14 protein-coding genes and 2 pseudogenes are annotated in these 16587 nt (G+C 70.2%); 5 read left to right on the forward strand and 11 right to left on the reverse strand.

Annotated elements, in window-relative coordinates; translation table 11 throughout:
* Window positions 1-23: 23 nt before the first annotated feature.
* The 3 genes from ACFFXY_RS12615 to ACFFXY_RS12625 all read right to left on the reverse strand — a co-directional run bounded on the left by ACFFXY_RS12615 (window position 24) and on the right by ACFFXY_RS12625 (window position 4292).
* Window positions 24-920: a carbohydrate ABC transporter permease gene (locus ACFFXY_RS12615; protein WP_382350688.1), complete on the reverse strand. Its 897-nt coding sequence runs from the start codon at window positions 918-920 to the stop codon at window positions 24-26.
* Window positions 904-1893: a carbohydrate ABC transporter permease gene (locus tag ACFFXY_RS12620; protein WP_382350691.1), complete on the reverse strand. Its 990-nt coding sequence runs from the start codon at window positions 1891-1893 to the stop codon at window positions 904-906. The genes ACFFXY_RS12615 and ACFFXY_RS12620 overlap by 17 nt, the downstream gene beginning before the upstream one ends.
* A gap of 233 nt (window positions 1894-2126) precedes the next feature.
* Window positions 2127-4292, reverse strand: coding sequence for an MMPL family transporter (locus ACFFXY_RS12625; RefSeq protein WP_382350694.1), 2166 nt, complete (start codon window positions 4290-4292; stop codon window positions 2127-2129).
* Window positions 4293-4462: 170 nt separating this feature from the next.
* On the opposite strand from ACFFXY_RS12625, the gene ACFFXY_RS12630 reads away from it, so the two are divergent.
* Together ACFFXY_RS12630 and ACFFXY_RS12635 are read left to right on the forward strand one after the other, a co-directional pair.
* Window positions 4463-5233: a TetR/AcrR family transcriptional regulator gene (locus ACFFXY_RS12630; RefSeq protein ID WP_382350697.1), complete on the forward strand. Its 771-nt coding sequence runs from the start codon at window positions 4463-4465 to the stop codon at window positions 5231-5233.
* A gap of 109 nt (window positions 5234-5342) precedes the next feature.
* Window positions 5343-5747, forward strand: a complete 405-nt coding sequence (locus ACFFXY_RS12635) for an SH3 domain-containing protein (RefSeq protein ID WP_382350700.1) — start codon at window positions 5343-5345, stop codon at window positions 5745-5747.
* 48 nt (window positions 5748-5795) lie between these two features.
* Here the strand turns inward: ACFFXY_RS12635 and ACFFXY_RS12640 are convergent, their stop codons facing one another.
* Window positions 5796-7376 carry a Rieske 2Fe-2S domain-containing protein gene (locus ACFFXY_RS12640; protein ID WP_382350703.1) on the reverse strand — a complete coding sequence of 527 codons (1581 nt, stop codon included), beginning with the start codon at window positions 7374-7376 and terminating at the stop codon, window positions 5796-5798.
* A 129-nt stretch (window positions 7377-7505) separates the two neighbouring features.
* Between ACFFXY_RS12640 and ACFFXY_RS12645 the strand changes: the two genes are divergently transcribed.
* A complete protein-coding gene (locus ACFFXY_RS12645; RefSeq protein ID WP_382350706.1) occupies window positions 7506-7724 on the forward strand; it encodes a DUF2631 domain-containing protein in 219 nt (72 codons plus the stop codon).
* Between the two features lie 1786 nt (window positions 7725-9510).
* Here ACFFXY_RS12645 and ACFFXY_RS25400 read toward each other — a convergent pair.
* From ACFFXY_RS25400 to rpsB, 7 genes and pseudogenes are all read right to left on the reverse strand, one after another.
* Window positions 9511-9867, reverse strand: a pseudogene (locus ACFFXY_RS25400) (DivIVA domain-containing protein); the annotation flags it as partial.
* Between the two features lie 20 nt (window positions 9868-9887).
* A complete protein-coding gene (rlmN, locus tag ACFFXY_RS12660) occupies window positions 9888-11036 on the reverse strand; it encodes a dual-specificity RNA methyltransferase RlmN (RefSeq protein ID WP_382350709.1) in 1149 nt (382 codons plus the stop codon).
* Between the two features lie 100 nt (window positions 11037-11136).
* Window positions 11137-12066 (reverse strand): phosphatidate cytidylyltransferase, encoded by a 930-nt coding sequence (locus ACFFXY_RS12665; protein ID WP_382350712.1) that lies wholly within the window; start codon window positions 12064-12066, stop codon window positions 11137-11139.
* The gene (gene frr / locus ACFFXY_RS12670; protein WP_382350715.1) at window positions 12066-12623 is read right to left on the reverse strand and encodes a ribosome recycling factor; all 558 of its coding nucleotides are present in this window, start codon (window positions 12621-12623) and stop codon (window positions 12066-12068) included. Before frr ends, ACFFXY_RS12665 begins: the two co-directional genes overlap by 1 nt.
* A gap of 113 nt (window positions 12624-12736) precedes the next feature.
* Window positions 12737-13462 carry a UMP kinase gene (gene pyrH / locus ACFFXY_RS12675; RefSeq protein WP_360050231.1) on the reverse strand — a complete coding sequence of 242 codons (726 nt, stop codon included), beginning with the start codon at window positions 13460-13462 and terminating at the stop codon, window positions 12737-12739.
* A 142-nt stretch (window positions 13463-13604) separates the two neighbouring features.
* Window positions 13605-14417, reverse strand: coding sequence for a translation elongation factor Ts (gene tsf / locus ACFFXY_RS12680; RefSeq protein WP_382350719.1), 813 nt, complete (start codon window positions 14415-14417; stop codon window positions 13605-13607).
* A gap of 32 nt (window positions 14418-14449) precedes the next feature.
* A complete protein-coding gene (rpsB, locus tag ACFFXY_RS12685) occupies window positions 14450-15292 on the reverse strand; it encodes a 30S ribosomal protein S2 (protein ID WP_382350722.1) in 843 nt (280 codons plus the stop codon).
* A 387-nt stretch (window positions 15293-15679) separates the two neighbouring features.
* On the opposite strand from rpsB, the gene ACFFXY_RS12690 reads away from it, so the two are divergent.
* Together ACFFXY_RS12690 and ACFFXY_RS12695 are read left to right on the forward strand one after the other, a co-directional pair.
* Entirely contained in the window at window positions 15680-16219 is a 540-nt protein-coding gene (locus tag ACFFXY_RS12690; protein WP_382350725.1) for a M23 family metallopeptidase, read from the forward strand.
* Window positions 16216-16584, forward strand: a pseudogene (locus ACFFXY_RS12695) (YraN family protein); the annotation flags it as partial. The gene ACFFXY_RS12690 and the pseudogene ACFFXY_RS12695, both read left to right, overlap by 4 nt.
* Window positions 16585-16587: the final 3 nt, after the last annotated feature.

Here is a 16587-nt window from a genome sequence, read left to right on the forward strand (position 1 = left end):
TGTGAGGGAATGTATGCCGGATGTTACTTGATGCCGGTCGTGGCGATCCCCCGGACGAGGTACCGCTGGCCGGCGAGGAAGAACCCGAAGATCGGGCCCAGCGCGACGATCGACATCGCGAACAGGGCGCCCCAGTTGGTGGTGCCGGTGGAGTCCATGAACAGGCGCAGCGCCAGGGGCACGGTCTGGAGGTCCACGTCGCGCAGGTAGATCAGCTGCGAGTAGAAGTCGTTCCACGTCCAGATGAACGTGAAGATGGCGGTCGTCGCGAGCGCGGGCATGCACAGCGGCATGATGATCCGCAGGTAGGTGCCCCAGTAGCCGCAGCCGTCGATCGAGGCGGCCTCGTCGAGCTCGCGCGGCAGGCCGCGGATGAACTGGACCATGAGGAACACGAAGAACGCGTCGGTGGCGAGGAGTTTGGGGACGATGAGCGGCCAGAACGTGTCGACCCAGCCGAGGTTGTTGAACAGGATGTACTGCGGGATGATGACGACGTGGATCGGCAGCATGATCGTGCCGAGCATCACCGCGAACAGCATGCCGCGCAAGGGGAACCGCAGCCGTGCGAAGGCGTAGGCGGCCATCGAGCAGGACACCAGGTTCCCGACGATGGAGCCGGCCACGATGACCATCGAGTTCCAGATGTACTTCTCGAACGGGTGCGGCAGGGCGTTCCAGCCCTCGGAGTAGTTGGACCACACCCAGGTCGAGGGGAGCAGGCCCGGGTCGGCGAAGATCTCGTCGATCGGCTTGAAGGACGCCGAGAGCATCCACAGCAGCGGGTAGATCATCACCATCGCCGCGATGGTCAGGAGCAGGTGGAAGACGAAGCGCTTCAGGCCGATCGCGGGGCCGCGCTCGGCGCGGCGGCGGGCCGGGGCGGCGGGGGCCGCCGTCGTCTCAGTCGTTGTCGCCATAGAACACCCAGAATTTCGACATCAGGAAGTTGAGCGCGGTGAAGATCGCGATGATGGCCAGCAGGAGCCAGGCGATCGCGGAGGCGTAGCCCATGTCGAACTGGGTGAAGCCCTGGTCGTACAGGTAGAGCGTGAGGAACATCGTGGAGTCGGCCGGGCCGCCCTTGCCGCTGGAGATGATGAACGCCTGCGTGAACGACTGGAACGAGTTGATGATCTGGAGCACCAGGTTGAAGAAGATGATGGGCGTCAGGAGCGGGATCGTCACGCTCCAGAAGCGGCGCAGCGGCCCCGCGCCGTCCACTTTGGCGGCCTCGTAGTACATCTGCGGGATCTGGCGCAGCCCCGCGAGGAAGATGATCATCGGCGAGCCGAACGTCCACACGTGCAGGATGATCAGGGTGCCCAGGGCGTAGTCGGGGTGGGAGACCCAGCCCTCGCCCTGGACGCCGAAGATCGCCAGGACTTGGTTGACCAGGCCCTCGGTGCCGAAGATCTGGCGCCACATGATCGCGATCGCGACCGAGCCGCCGAGCAGCGAGGGCAGGTAGAACACCGAGCGGTAGAAGCTCATCCCGCGCAGGCCCCGGTCGAGGACGATCGCGAGGAGGAGCGCGGCGGCGAGCTGGAGCGGCACCGACACGAAGGTGTAGACCGCGGTGACCTTGACGGCGTTGGCGAGCCGCGGGTCCTCGAACATCCGGGCGTAGTTCTCGCCGCCCACCCATTCGCCGTAGCCGAGGCTGTAGTCGGTGAACGAGAGGTAGAACGAGGCGACCATGGGCCCGATGGTGATGGCCAGCAGGCCGATGATCCACGGGGACATGAAGCTCAGGGCGGCCCAGCGTTCGCGCGTGCGGATCGTCCCGCGGCCCTTGTTCGGGGCCGGGGGCGGCGCGGGTGCGGCGGTCTCGGGCGGTGGGCCCGAGCTGCGCCGCTTCGGGCGCACCACAGCGACATCGTTGTCGGTCATAGGGTATTGGGACCTTTCGGAGGGGGTTGGCTCCTAGATCACATCAATCTATGCAACCGCTTGCCTAAAGTCAATGGCTCAACTTAAATTCTTGGATATTGTTCGATGCCCCCTCTAGCAGGGGTGCGAACCGGGACGAGCAGCGCGTACGCCACTCCCGCAACGCGAACGGGCCCGCCCGGATCGCTCCGGACGGGCCCCTGGTTCCCTTGTGGTTCAGGCTTGGGCGGCGCTCACACCTTGACCGGGGTCCGCTCCTCGGCCGACGGGGCGGCCTCGTCGGACTCCTTGATGCCGTACTTGGCGTACAGGCGGCCCAGCGGGCCCGGGACCCACCAGTTGGCGCGGCCCAGCAGGCGCATCGTCGCGGGGACGAGGAGCATCCGGACCACGGTGGCGTCCAGGAGGATCGCCACGGCCATGCCGAGCCCGATCATCTTCATGAACGTGATGCCGCTGAATGCGAACGCCCCGACCACCACGATGAGGATCGCCGCCGCGGCGGTGATGATCGAGCCGGTGGACTGCATGCCGCGCAGGACGGCGGTCCGGTTGTCGGCCCCGCGGTCCCACTCCTCGCGGACCCGCGACAGCAGGAACACCTCGTAGTCGGTGGCCAGCGCGAACAGCAGCGCGATCATGAGCAGCAGGTTCGACGGGTCGATGTACCCCGAGGGCGTGAAGCCCAGGAGGTCCGAGAGGTGGCCCTCCTGGAAGATCCACACCACGACCCCGAGGGCGGCGCCCAGCGAGACGGCGTTCATCAGGACCGCCTTGATCGGCAGCACGATCGAGCCGAACGCGAGGAACAGCACGACCATCGTGACGATGACGATGTACCCGAGCATGTACGGCAGGCCGTCGCCGATCGCTTCGAGCATGTCGACGCGGTCGGACGCGCCGCCGGTGACGTACAGGTCGACCCCGTCGGCCTCGATGGCGCGGGCGTCCTCGATGAGGCCGCGGGCCTCGGCGCTGAACGGGTCGAGGTCGTAGAGGACCTCGAAGAGCATCGCGTCGGCGGTGGGCTCGGCGGCGGGCCGCACGCCGTCGACGAGGTCGAGGGCTTCGAGCTCGGTCTGGACCGCGGCGACGGCCGCCTGGTCGCCGACGGCCATGACCTGGAAGGTCTCCTCCTCGCCGCCGGGGAAGTCCTCGGCGATCGTCTCGGTGACCACGCGGGACTCGGCGTCCTCGGGCATGTCGCGCTCGTCGACGCCGCCGAACTGCATGTCGAGCATGGGGCTCGCCAGGAGCGCCATGAATGCGAGGACGGGGAGCAGGACGAGCACGGGGCGGCGCATGACGCCCGCGGCGAGGCCGTGCCAGAAGCCGGTGTCGGTCTTCGGGGCGGCGTTGCGCCGCCACGGCAGGCGGCCCTTGTCGACGTTGTGGCCCAGCAGGTACAGGACCGCGGGGAGGGCCACGAGCGCGGCGACCATGGCGACGCCGACGGCGGACATGACGCCGTACGCGATGCCGTGCAGGAACGGCACGTCGACCAGGAGCAGGCCGCCCATCGACAGGACGATGATGAGGCCCGAGACCATGACGGTGCGCCCGGCGGTGGCGACGGTGTTCATCACGGCGGTGCGCTTGTCGCGTCCCTGCGCGAGCTCTTCGCGGAAGCGGCGCAGCACGAACAGGGAGTAGTCGATGGACATGCCGAGGCCGATGATGGTGATGACGTTGGCGGCGAACACCGAGACGTCGGTGAACTCGGTGATGACGCGGGTGATCGCGAAGCCGCCGAGGATCGACATGCCGCCGATGAGCAGCGGCAGCGAGGCGGCCACGAGGGCGCCGAAGACCAGGATCATGATGAGCAGCAGGATCGGCATGGAGATCATCTCGGCGATCTCCAGGTCGTGCTGGACCTGCTCGTTCAGGTCGGCGAAGATCGCCGCGCCGCCGCCGAGCCGGACGTCCAGGTCGGCGGTGTCGCCCGCGTCGCGCAGCTCCTGCTCGATGCCGGAGAAGACGCCGGCGCGCTCCTCGTCGGAGGCGCCCGCGAGGGTGACCGGGACGAACGTGGCGTGGCGGTCCTCGGAGACCCAGCCCTCCTGGCCGGTCTCGTAGTAGGAGGCGGCGGTGTCGACGTCGTCGATGCCGTTGATGTCGGCCACGGCGCTCTGGACGGCGTCGGCGAAGGCCGGGTCGTCCACAGTAAGGGTGTCGGAGGAGTACAGGACCACGACTTCGGCGCCGATGGAGCCGAACTCCTCCTCGATGGCCTCGGCGTCGAGCACGGAGCGGGACTCCTGGGAGACGTACCCGCCGTCGGTGAACTCGTCGAAGACGCCGAGGCCCCAGGTCGCGCCGATGGCGAAGACCGCGGCGACGCCGGCGAGGATCGCCCAGCGGGTCTTGATGACCGCCCGGCCTAGCAGGGAATACATGAGGTTTCTCCTATGGGTGTTCAGCGGAGAGGGAGGCTGCGACCGCTGGTGCCGGAGGTCCGGTCGGCGGTACGATGGTAAGCGTTGATCATTTAGCTAACGCCGTTTACTCTAATGAACGCCCCTCATTGAGTCAACGCCGTTCACTAAAACGTAATTCGAGGAGAGCAGTGACTTCCAACACCGCGGGTGGCCCGACCCGTCGCGAGCGCATGCGCGCGGAGACCATCGCCGAGATCAAGGCGAGCGCCCGGCGCCAGCTCCAGGAGCACGGTCCGAGCGGGATCTCCCTCCGCGCCATCGCCCGGGAGGTGGGAGTCACCCCGGCGGCGCTCTACCGGTACTTCGACAACCTCGACGCGCTGCTCATCGCCACCTGCTGCGACCTCTACGACGAACTTATCGCCGAGACCCGCAAGGCCATGGACGCCTCCCCGCCGGACGCCCACCTCGAACGGATGAAGTCCTGGATCTGGGCGTTCCGGGCCTGGGCCGTGGGCAACCGGCGCGAGTTCGAGCTGATGATCTCCTACCCCGAGGCCAACAGCGCCATGTCGATCAACGGCGTGCGCCTGGAGCAGTCCCCCGAGAACGTCGACCCGGTGACCCTGAAGTCCCTGGAGCACTCGCAGCTGTGCGGGCGCGAGATGGCCGCGTTCTACCGCAAGACCGAGAACGGCGAGCTGCCCCCGGCCGGGCCCGTCGAGATGCCCGAGATCTCCGAGGGCCTCCAGAGCGAGCTGATGGACAAGTGCTCGGCGTTCATCGTGGGCGAGCCGCTGCCGCTGTCGTGGATCTTCACGTTCACCTCGGCGTGGGTGCGGGTGTTCGGCCTGGTCGTCATGGAGGCGTTCGGGTCCCTGCCGGTGCAGGACAACGTCGACGAGTTCTACAAGACCCAGATCCTCGCGATGATCCGCGAGTTCGGGATCGACGGCTAGCCGGTCCGATATCGGACAGCCCCCGCTTCGCCGACCGCCTGCGGCCGCATCGACGAGTCCCCATCATGGGACGGGGCCGGCGCTCGCCGGCCCGGGAGGGGATTTCATCATGCGGCAGGGCATCACAGGCAGGGGCACGGCGGCCAGGGCCGGGCTCGGCGTCGCGGCGGTCGGGGCGGCGCTGGTCTTCACGCTGTTCTCCGGCGGCGCCGCGGGCGCCGCACCGGCGCCGGAGGCGGAGGCCGCGCCCGCGGCCGTCGCCGAGGCGAACCCGCAGTGCGAGGCGATCGGATCGGTCACGACCCTGGCGGGCGTGAACCTGCGGCGCGAGCCGAACACGAACGCCCCGATCGACGGGATCATCCCGCAGGGCGTCTCCGTGCCCTGGTGCGGGATCGTCGAGGGCGGGCCCTACACCGTCTGCGGCGTCCAGGGCTGGACCTACTGGGACCACGTCAACTGGAACGGCCAGTCCGGCTACGTGGCGGGCGCCTGCACCACGCTCGACGAGTAGGGAGCGCGAAGGGCTCGGACCGAGCGGTCCGGGCCCTTCGCCGTGCGTCTAGGACCTGTCCTGCGAGGCCGCGGGGGCCTCGTCGGCCGGACAGGACCTGATGTCGTGTCCGACGGAGGTCATGCACTTGCCGGACTTCAGGTTCCACTTCCAGCCGTGCATCTGGCAGGTGAGGACGCCTTCCTCGATCTTCCCGAAGACCGACAGGTCGGCCTTGAGGTGCGGGCAGCGGCGCTGGAGCTGCCACCCGTTCATCGTGATGTCCTCGTCGTCGGGGCGCTGCTCGGCGTACCAGCCCTCGGCGTACTGGAGGCGCTCCTCGCTGAGGCACTTGAAGAACGCGTACACGTACTCGTTGTACTGGCCGATGCGCGCGGCCGTGAACCGGCACGACAGGAACAGCGAGTTGACCCAGTCGACCTCGCGGATGTGGAGCAGGTGCTCGATGAGGCGCCGCTCGGTGCGGAACCGGTAGCGGACCTTCCCGCCGTCGTCGTGGTGGATCTTCCGCTCCAGGAAGTCGAACACGATCGACTCGACGACCTGGTCGGAGTCGGGCGCGGTCAGGTCGAAGCGCACGGGGCCGCCGATGCCGGTGGCGATGTGCTCGGCGGACTCCATGAGCGGCTCGATGCGCTCGCGCAGGGTCTCCAGGACGTCGATCTCGGGGTGGGACCAGGACGCCTTCTCCGCGGCGATGCGCGGCTGCATCCGCTCCTTGAACTCGTCGAGGTGCTGCTTCTTGTTCTCGAACCAGACCTTGATGTCGTCCACGGGGTGGGCCACGGACCCGGAGCCGTCGGCGAGCACCTCGGCGACCGAGCCGGGCAGCAGGATGAGGTTGTTCTCGTGCCCCTGCCGCTCCAGCCACTCCACGTAGGACATCTGGTCGGGGAAGATGTTGCCCTCGTCGCCGAACACGTCGTTGAACTGGTACAGCGAGTCGTCCAGGAAGCAGGGCGGCCCGGCGATCGGGAAGACCCAGTCGCCCTTGACGTCGTCGATGTACCGCAGCGAGCGGTCGAACCCGCGCTCGCGCTTCTGCTTCCCGAAGGCGCGCTTGGCGTTGTCGGGCAGCTCGTAGACCATCGGGAACCAGATCGCGCCGGAGAACTGGAGCAGGTGGGCGTGGATTCTGCCGTGCTGGAGGAACACGCTCATGTCGGTGGGGCGGGCGTCGTTCTGGTTGAGCAGGCGCGTGCCGTCGGCGTCCTCGACCCACAGCGAGGAGTCGCCGATGGGGCCGTCGGTGGGGCTGGTGAGCGCCTGGATCATGACCTTGACGCCGCCGGGGAGCTCCACGATCTCCTCGGACACGGTCTTGATGAACTTGTGGAAGCCCAGCGCGCGCAGCTCGGACTCCAGTTCGGAGGTGGGGTACTCCGGCAGCAGGACCGTCGTGTCCTTGCTGATGTGCTTCGTGAGGTTCTCCTCGTCGAAGTGGTCCCGGTGGAGGTGCGAGACGTACAGGTAGTCGGCCTGCCCCAGCTCGTCCCAGTCCAGCTGCGAATTGTCGGGGAACGGGAACCACGACGCGAAGTACGCGGGGTTCACCCAGGGGTCGCACAGGATCGAACCCGCGGCGGTCTCGATGAACATGCTGGCGTGGCCGGTACCGGTGATTCGCACGGTTACCCTTCCGGACATGGGGACGACGACGCCTCAAGACTACAAGTCACAGCTCCGGCGGGGGCCGGGCGGCGGTGCTTGTGGCGTGGGAGACTGTGCGGGATCAAACGAACGGTTGGAGGAACCCGCATGGCTGCCGAAGAGCAGATTCTCTCGCCCGATCAGCGCAAGCCCACCAGCCGCAAGGCCCTCTACTCGGCGCTGACCGTCGCGATCGTCATCAACCTGGCGTACCTGTTCGGCAACCACCAGGGCTGGGTCGAGGACGCGTTCATCCTCATCACGGTCGCGGTCCTGCTGGCCGTCATGGTCACCGACGCGGCGCTCGTCAAGGCGGGCCTGCGCTAGCGCTTGAGACACGGAGAAGGGGCGGGGCCGCGTTCGCGGCCCCGCCCCTTCTCCGTTGCGTCTCAGCGCCTCTGCATCAGTGCATCATGCCGCGGCGGGCGAACATCTCGCGGACCTCGCGGAGCGCGGAGTCCACTTCGGCCTCGAAGTAGCCGCCCTGCACGAGCGAGAACTGGCTGGTGTCGAGCTCGCGGTCCGAGAGCGGGACCGGGTTGCGGCCGGTCATCGCCGCGGAGACGGCGTCGAACATGCCGTCGACCTGGGCCGGGTCGTACCCGGAGCCGAAGCGGCGCGGCTGGAAGGCGCGGCGGAGCTGTTCGAGGCGCTGCACGTCGTCGGGCGTGAAGGGGGAGTCCGACGCCCGCATCTCCGTGGTCATCTCCTCGCGGCCGTGGCGGCCGGGGGCCTCGAAGGCGCCGCGGCCCTCGTAGGGGTTGCGGCGGCCGAAGTCCGGCGGGGTGGCCGCGCCGCGCGGGCCGGGCCCGGGGGGCGGACCGGCGGGAGCGCCGCCGAAGCCGGACGGGTCGGGGCCGGGCGGCGGGCCCGCGGGGCCTCCGAAGCCGCCGGTGGGCTCGTGCTGCTGCGGACCGCCGAAGCCGCCGGTCGGCTCGTGCGGGGACCCGAAGCCGCCCTGGACGGGCGGGCTGGGGACGCCGCCGCGGCGGCCGTACCCGGTGTCCTCCTGCTGCGGCGGTTGGGAGCCGAAGCCGCCCTGCTGCCCGTACTCGCGGCCGCGCGGGGCCCCGTAGGGCTCGGGCTGCTGCGGTTCGGGACGGCCCATCGGGCCGCCCTGCTGCATGCCCTGGACCAGGTTCTGCGGAATCGCCTGGGTCGGGGCCGCGGGCGGCATGGGCTCGGGTTCGGGCTGGCCGTAGCGGTCGGCGCGCGGGATCGCGCCGGTCTGGTGCGGCGGCTGGCCCAGGGGGCCCTGCTGCATCGGCGACTGGTGCGGCGGGGCCGCGCGGCGGCTGCCGGTGTCGCTGAACTCGTCGTCGTAGGCGGCGCCGAACCCGGGGGGCGGCGGCTCGGGGGCGCCGCGGCGCGGGCCCTGGCCGTACACGCCCGGCTGGTCGGCGGGGCCGAAGCCGCCGCGGCGCGGGTCGGACTGGAGCGGGAGCTGCTCGGTGGCGCCGTGCGGGGGCCCTGCCTGGGGGCCGTCGTGGCCGCCCGCGCGCGGACCGGCCTGCGCCGGGGGCGCGAAGTCGCCGCGCATCGGCTCGGGGCCGCGCGGCGAGCCGTACTCGCCTCCGCCGCCACCGCCGCCGTAGACGCCCGCCTCGGGGCCGCCGCCGCGGGGGCCGTACCCGTTGGCGCCGTTGGGGCCGCGCTGCGGGAACTCGTCGCGGCCGAAGTCGTCGCGGGGTCCGGGCCCGAAGTCGTTCTGGGGGCCGCCGAAGTCGTCGCGCTGGGGTGCGAAGTCGTTCTGGGGTCCCCCGAAGTCGTCGCGGGGGCCGCCGAAGTCGTCACGCGGGCCGAAGTCGTTCTGCGGGCCGCCGAAGTCGCCGCGCCCGCCCTGGCCGCCGAAGTCCTGCTGGCCGCCGCGGGGGGCGCCGCCGCGCTTGGCGAACGGGTCGTCGTAGTCGTCCCCGGGAGGGCCGGCGAGGAAGCCGAAGCCCTCGTCGTCGCCGCCGCGGAGGTCGCCGAAGCCCTCGTCGTCGGGCGGTCCGGCGGCGGCCCTGACGGGTCCGCGGCCGCGGCCGACCGGTTCGGGGGCGGGCGGCGGGGGGGCCATCTCGCGGGCGGCCATCATCTCCTGCGCGGGGATGACCTGCGTCGCCTGGACCTCGGGGGCGCGTCGCGAACCCGGGCCCTGCTGCATCGGGGGCTCGTCGAAGCCGCGGCCCTGGGCGGCGGACTCGGGCTTGCCGTAGTCGGGGGCGGGGGCGGACCCGAGGACGCCGCGCTCCTCCAGTTCGGCGAGCTGCCGCGCGACCCGGTCGAGGTAGACGTCCACCTGCCACTCGTCGTATCCGCCGAAGCGGACCCTGAAGACGACGTCGTCGACCTCGTCCGCCGAGACGGGACTGCCCACCGGCTCACCGGCGAGCGTCGCCTCAACGCGGTCAAGGAACGCGTCGACCTCATCGACCTTGTAGCCCCGGCTCAACGCCCGGCGCCGGAACCGGTCACCATGACTCGCCACTACCAAGCCACCCTTTCCGCCTACTCCGCGGCGCCGGAGGCGCCGGGCGGCTCGGCAGCGGTGCGGCCGGGCGTACCGGCCTCCCGTACCGAAGCGGCCAGCTGCCCGCAAGCGCCGTCGATCTCTTGGCCGCGCGTATCGCGCACCGTCGTGGAGACGCCCGCATCCCGCAGCCGCCGCACGAACTCCGCCTCAACCGGCTTGGGACTCGCGTCCCACCGGCTCCCCGGCGTGGGGTTCAAGGGAATCAGGTTGACGTGGACCAGTCTGCCCTTCAGGAGCTTCCCGAGCAGGTCGGCCCGCCACGGCTGGTCGTTCACGTCCCTGATCATCGCGTACTCGATGGAGACGCGACGTTTCGTCACCCGAGCGTACTCCCAGGCCGCTCCGAGGACCTCGGCGACCTTCCAGCGGGTGTTGATGGGGACGAGCTCGTCGCGCAGCTCGTCGTCGGGCGCGTGGAGGGAGACCGCCAGGCGCACCGGCAGGCCCTCCGCCGCGAGCTTCTCGATGGTCGGCACCAGGCCGACGGTGGACACGGTGACGTTGCGGGCCGAGATCCCGATCCCGTCGGGCACCGGCTTGGTGATGAGGTGCAGGGCCGCCTTGAGGCGGTTCCAGTTCGCGAGCGGCTCGCCCATGCCCATGAACACGATGTTCGAGAGGCGGCCCAGGCCGCGCTCCTCGGCGAGGCGGGCGGCGTTGACGACCTGGTCGACGATCTCGGCGGTCGTCAGGTTGCGGTCGAGGCCGCCCTGGCCGGTGGCGCAGAACGGGCAGGCCATGCCGCATCCGGCCTGCGACGACACGCAGGCGGTCACCCGGTCGGGGTAGGCCATGATGACCGATTCGACCAGCGCGCCGTCGTACAGGCGCCAGACGGCCTTGACGGTCCGCCCGTCGTCGCACGAGTCGACGCGGATCGGCTGGAGGAGCCGCGGGAGCAGCGCCTCGCCGATGGCCTCGCGGGCGGCGGCGGGGAGGTCGGTCATCTGGGAGGCGTCGCCGACGTGGCGGCCGAAGTACTGCTGGCGCAGCTGCTTGGCGCGGAAGGCGGGCTGCCCGATCTCGGAGAGGACGGACTGGCACCCGGCCAGGTCGAGGTCGGCGAGGTGCCGTGGCGCGGCCTTGCGAGGGCGCGGTTCGGTCAACGTGAGTGCTACAGACATGTCACGACCTAGTCTCGCATGACAGGCCCGCGGCCCGCCAACCCCGGATCGTCGAATTCACCCCGGGCCCTCCTTCACCGGATACACCAATCAGGACACATCACCCGAGCAGGTAACGGAACCACACATAGGCCACCGGGGCCACCATGAGGATCGAGTCGAGCCGGTCCATCACCCCGCCGTGGCCGGGGATGAGATTGCTCATGTCCTTGATGCCCAGGTCCCGCTTCAGCAGCGAGACCGACAGGTCCCCCAACGTAGCGGCAAGGGCGACGCACACGCCGAACGCCACGCCCAGCGGGAAGGACACGCCGAAGAACGCCCAGAGGGTGATCGAGGCGCCGAGCGCGGCGGCGACGACGGACCCGGCCAGGCCCTCCCAGGACTTCTTGGGGCTGATGCGCGGCGTCATCTGGTGGCGGCCGAAGAGCACCCCGGCGGTGTACCCGCCGGTGTCGGACATGACGACGGCGAACAGGTAGATGAGGACCTGCGCGGCGGCGCCGTCGATGAGGCGGGCCTCGGAGGCCTCGGAGGTCGCCAGGAGCATCACGAACCCGGCCAGGAACGGGACCTGGATGAGCACGAGGGCCGCGGCGGGCACGTCGGTGCGGTAGCCGGTGGCGCCCTCGGAGAGCCGCCACACGTACAGGGCGGCGACGCTGACGGCGGTGCCCAGGAGCAGGCCGGTGGCCCCGCCGAACCAGGCGAGGACCACGATGAGGACCCCGGCGGCCGCGAGCGGGATCACGGGGACGTTCTTGCCGCCCTTGCGCATCGCGGTGCCGGTCTCCCAGCAGGCGACGCCGACGGCGACGACGGCGAGGACCAGGAACGCCATCGGCTGGATGAGGACCGAGGCGATGACGACCGCGGCCATGCCGAGCCCGGCGCCGATCGCGACGGGGAGGTTGCGTCCGGCCTTGGGCCGGGACGCGGGGACCGTCTCGGCGGTGCCGGGCCCGCTCCCGGGCCCGTCAGGCGACGGGTGGGGGCGACGGCCGGGCGAACCGTCGGGAATCGTGCTCATCAGATCTCAAGCAGCTCGGACTCTTTGGCGCTGACGAGGTCGTCGACGTGGCCGGTGAAGCGGCCGGTCAGGTCGTCGAGCTCCTTCTCGCCGGAGCGGCCCTCGTCCTCGGAGACCTCGCCGTCCTTGACGAACTTGCCGATCTCGTCCTTGGCCTTGCGGCGGACGTTGCGGATGGCGATCTTGGTGTCCTCGCCCTTGGTGCGGACGACCTTGATCATCTCGCGGCGCCGCTCCTCGGTCATCGGGGGCAGGTTCAGCCGCAGCTGGGTGCCCTCGTTGGAGGGGTTCACGCCGAGGTTGGAGTTGCGGATCGCGTCCTCGATGTCCTTCATCTGGGAGGCGTCGAAGGGCTTGACGATGACCATGCGCGGCTCGGGGATCGCGATGGAGGCGACCTGCGGGATGGGCGTGGGCGCACCGTAGTAGTCGACGGTGATCCGGTTGAACATGGCGGAGGAGGCGCGGCCGGTGCGGACCGCGGCGAACTCCTCCTTGGCGTGCTCGATGGCCCGCTCCATCTTCTCCTCGGCTTCGAGGAGGGTGTCGTCAATCACGGTTCTACTCGCATTCTCTCGCGGCCTGACAGCACTTCTGACCGTACCGTCCCGCCATGGGTCCTCGGTGGCGCGGAGGTCCCCGGGCGCGGGGTTCGCCGCTTCTGCTGGGTTCAGTCCTCGGCGGCGTGGATGAGGGTGCCGATGGGGTCGCCGACGATGGCGCGCCGCAGGTTCCCGTCGTCGTCGGCGCCGAAGACGCGCATGGGGAGGGAGTTGTCCTTGCAGAGGCTGAAGGCGGCCTGGTCGACGACCATGAGCTCGCGCTTGAGGGCCTCGTCGAAGGTGATGTCGTCGAGCCGCTGCGCGTCGGGGTCGGTGCGCGGGTCGGCGGTGTAGACGGCGTCGACGCCGTTCTTGGACACCAGGACCTCCTGCGCGCCGATCTCCAGGGCGCGCTGGGCGGCGACGGTGTCGGTGGAGAAGTACGGCATGCCGGCGCCGGCGCCGAAGATGACGACGCGGCCCTTCTCCAGGTGGCGGATGGCGCGCAGCGGCAGGTACGCCTCGGCGACCTGGGCCATGGCGATGGCGGTCTGGACGCGCGTGTCGACGCCTTCCTTCTCCAGGAAGTCCTGGAGGGCGAGGCAGTTCATGACGGTGCCGAGCATGCCCATGTAGTCGGCGCGGGCGCGCTCCATGCCGCGGCGCTGGAGTTCGGCGCCGCGGAAGAAGTTCCCGCCGCCGACGACCACGGCCACCTGGACGCCCGCGGCCACGCCCGCGGCGATCTGCCGGGCGACGCCCTGGACGACGTCGGGGTCGACGCCGACGGAACCGCCGCCGAAGGACTCACCGGACAGCTTCAGCACGACCCTGCGGAACGTGGCTTGACTCATGGGCTCTCCCCTGCTCTGTCTTTCCTCGCGGCCGGCCGGCCCGCTGTGGTGGTGCGGACATGGAACGAGGCGGCGGCCTGCGCCGCCGCCCCTTCCATGCTTACGGCTGGAGCCAGTGTAGTCCGCTCCCGCGGACTGCCTGCTACTCCTGGCCGACTTCGAAGCGGATGAAGCCGGTGACCTCGGTGCCGGCGTCGGCCAGCACCTGTCGCACGGTCTTCTTGTTGTCGAGGACCGAGGTCTGGTCGAGGAGGACGAAGTCGCGGTAGTAGGCGTTGACCTTGCCTTCCACGATCTTGTCCCAGGCGCGCTCGGGCTTGCCCTCTTCCTTGGCGGTCTCCAGTGCGACGCGCTTCTCGGTCTCCACGATCTCGGCCGGGACCTCGTCGCTGGTGAGGTACTTCGGACGCATCGCGGCGGCCTGCATGCCGGCCTGGCGGGCGGCCTCGGCGTCACCGGTGTAGGAGACGAGGATGCCGACGGCCGGCGGGAGGTCGGCGGCCTTGCGGTGCATGTACACCGAGACCTCGCCCTCCAGCGAGCCGACGCGGCCCAGGGCCAGCTTCTCGCCGAGCTTCACCGACTCCTCGGCGATGACCTCGGCGACGGTCTTTCCGTTGAGCTCGCTCTGCGCGAACGCGTCGCCGTCGGCGGCGCGGACCTCGTCGGCCCGCTCGACCAGGGTCTGCGCGAGCTCGATGAACGCGCCGTTCTTGGCGACGAAGTCGGTCTCGCACAGCAGTTCGAGGATGGTGTTGCCCGACTGGGCCACCAGGCCCTGGGCGGTGGTGCGCTCGGCGCGCTTGCCCACGTCCTTGGCGCCCTTGATGCGCAGGGCCTCAAGCGCGGTCTCGTAGTCGCCGTCAGCCGCTTCGAGGGCCTTCTTGACGTCCATCATCCCGGAGCCGGTGGCTTCCCGGAGCTTCTTGACGTCAGCCATCGTGAAGTTGGCCATTGCTCCCCTTCTTACTTCTCGTCTGGGATCGGTTACTCGGCGGAGGGCTGCTCGGTCGCCTCGGGCGCCGCAGCGGCCTCGGGCGCGGCGGCCTCGGCGGCCGGGGCCTCGGCCGGCTTGTCCTCGACGAGGAGCTCCTTCTCCCACTCGGCGAGGGGCTCGCCCTCGGCCTTCTCGCCGGTCTGGCCGCCGGAGCGGGCCAGCAGGCCCTCCGCGGCGCCGTCGGCGATGATCTTGGTCAGCAGCGCGACGGAGCGGATCGCGTCGTCGTTGCCGGGGATCGGGAAGTCGACCTCGTCGGGGTCGCAGTTGGTGTCGAGGATCGCGACGACGGGGATGCCGAGCTTGCGGGCCTCGTCGACGGCGATGTGCTCCTTCTTGGTGTCCACGATCCAGATCGCGGCCGGGGTCTTCTCCATGTCGCGGAGGCCGCCGAGCGTGCGCTCAAGCTTGTCCTTCTCGCGCATGAGCTGGAGCATTTCCTTCTTGGTGCGGTTCGCCGCGCCGTTGGCCTCGATGATCTCCAGCTCCTTGAGGCGCATGAGGCGCTTCTGGATGGTCTGGAAGTTCGTGAGCATGCCGCCGAGCCAGCGGTGGTTCACGAAGGGCATCCCGACGCGCTGGGCCTGCTCGGAGACGGCCTCCTGGGCCTGCTTCTTGGTGCCGACGAAGAGGACCTCGCCGCCCTCGGCGACGACGTTCTTGACGAAGTCGTGGGCCTTGGAGGCGTAGTCGACCGTCTGGCGCAGGTCGATCACGTAGATGCCGTTGCGGTCGGTGAGGATGAACCGCTTCATCTTCGGGTTCCAGCGACGGGTCTGGTGACCGAAGTGCACGCCGCTTTCGAGGAGCTGGCGCATGGTGACAACCGACACGGTTGTGTTCCTTTCGTTCCCTGGTTCATTCGCGGGAGCCGCCCGAAGTCCGGGCGTCCCGCGCCTGGCGAACGTCTCCGGCGATCCGCAACCGGGAAGGACCCGGACCTGGGGGATCGCGAGGGCCGGACCGCGCCACCGCAGTGCTCGGACACCGAGCGGGCGATGGAGGTCGGGCCGCGACGAACGCGCGAAGTCGGTTCGGCGCACAGTGGTGCCGTACCGCTTTGATCAGTGTACTTGGACCCGCGACCACCCCGTCGAGGCGGTGGACCGCAGTGACAGACGCAATGCGCCGACAGCGCGAACAAGCCGGGACGAACGAGTTATCCACAGGCCCAAAAGATTTTTCTGGACGATTCCGGGCACCCGCTCCAACCTTGAGTCATGCGCCAACTACACCACGCGATCATCATCGGCCTCATCACCACCGTGATCCTCGCCGGGGCCGCGCCCGCCGCCGCGGACCGGCCCTCCGCCTCCTGGGTCCCCCCGACCGGGACCCTCGACCTCCGCACCGGCTTCGACCCGCCGCCCCTCCCCTGGCTCCCCGGCCACCGCGGCGTCGACCTCGCCGCGGCCGACGACCGGACCGTGCTCGCCGCCGGGCCGGGACACGTCGTCTACGCGGGCGACCTCGCCGGACGGGGCGTGGTGAGCATCGCCCACGCGAACGGCCTGCGCACCACCTACGAACCGGTGGAACCCGCCGTCGCCGCGGGCGAGACCGTCACCGCGGGCCAGCCGATCGGCGCCCTCCAGCCGGGCCACGCCTCCTGCGGCGCCGCCGCCTGCCTCCACCTCGGCCTCAAACGCGGCCTCCGCTACCTCGACCCGATGCTCCTGTTCGGCAACGGCAAGGTCCGCCTCCTCCCCCGCCCCGGCCGCCCCCACGCCGCGCCCCTCACCGCGGGAGCCCAGTCATGACCGCGACCACCACAGGGACCGACCTGCACCGCCTGCGCCCGCACGAACTCGGCCGCCTCGGCGAACGGCTCGCCGCCGCCCACCTGCAACGCCACCGCATGCAGATCCTCGCCCGCAACTGGCGCCACCGCACCGGCGAACTCGACCTCGTCGCCCGGGCCGCCGACACCGTCGTCGTCTGCGAGGTGAAGACCCGCCGCTCCGACCGCTTCGGCGGCCCGCTCGGCGCCGTCGACGGCGAGAAGCTCCACCGCGTCGAACGACTCGCCCGCGCCTGGCTCCGCGAGCACTGCCGCCCCGACCAGCCCTGGCGCATCGACCGGCTCGCCCTCACCGTCACGGGCGCCGCGCAGCTCGCACTCGAACAC

It is taken from the genome of Glycomyces mayteni (assembly GCF_042428885.1).
In the GTDB taxonomy this organism is placed as follows: Bacteria; Actinomycetota; Actinomycetes; order Mycobacteriales; family Micromonosporaceae; genus Glycomyces; species Glycomyces mayteni.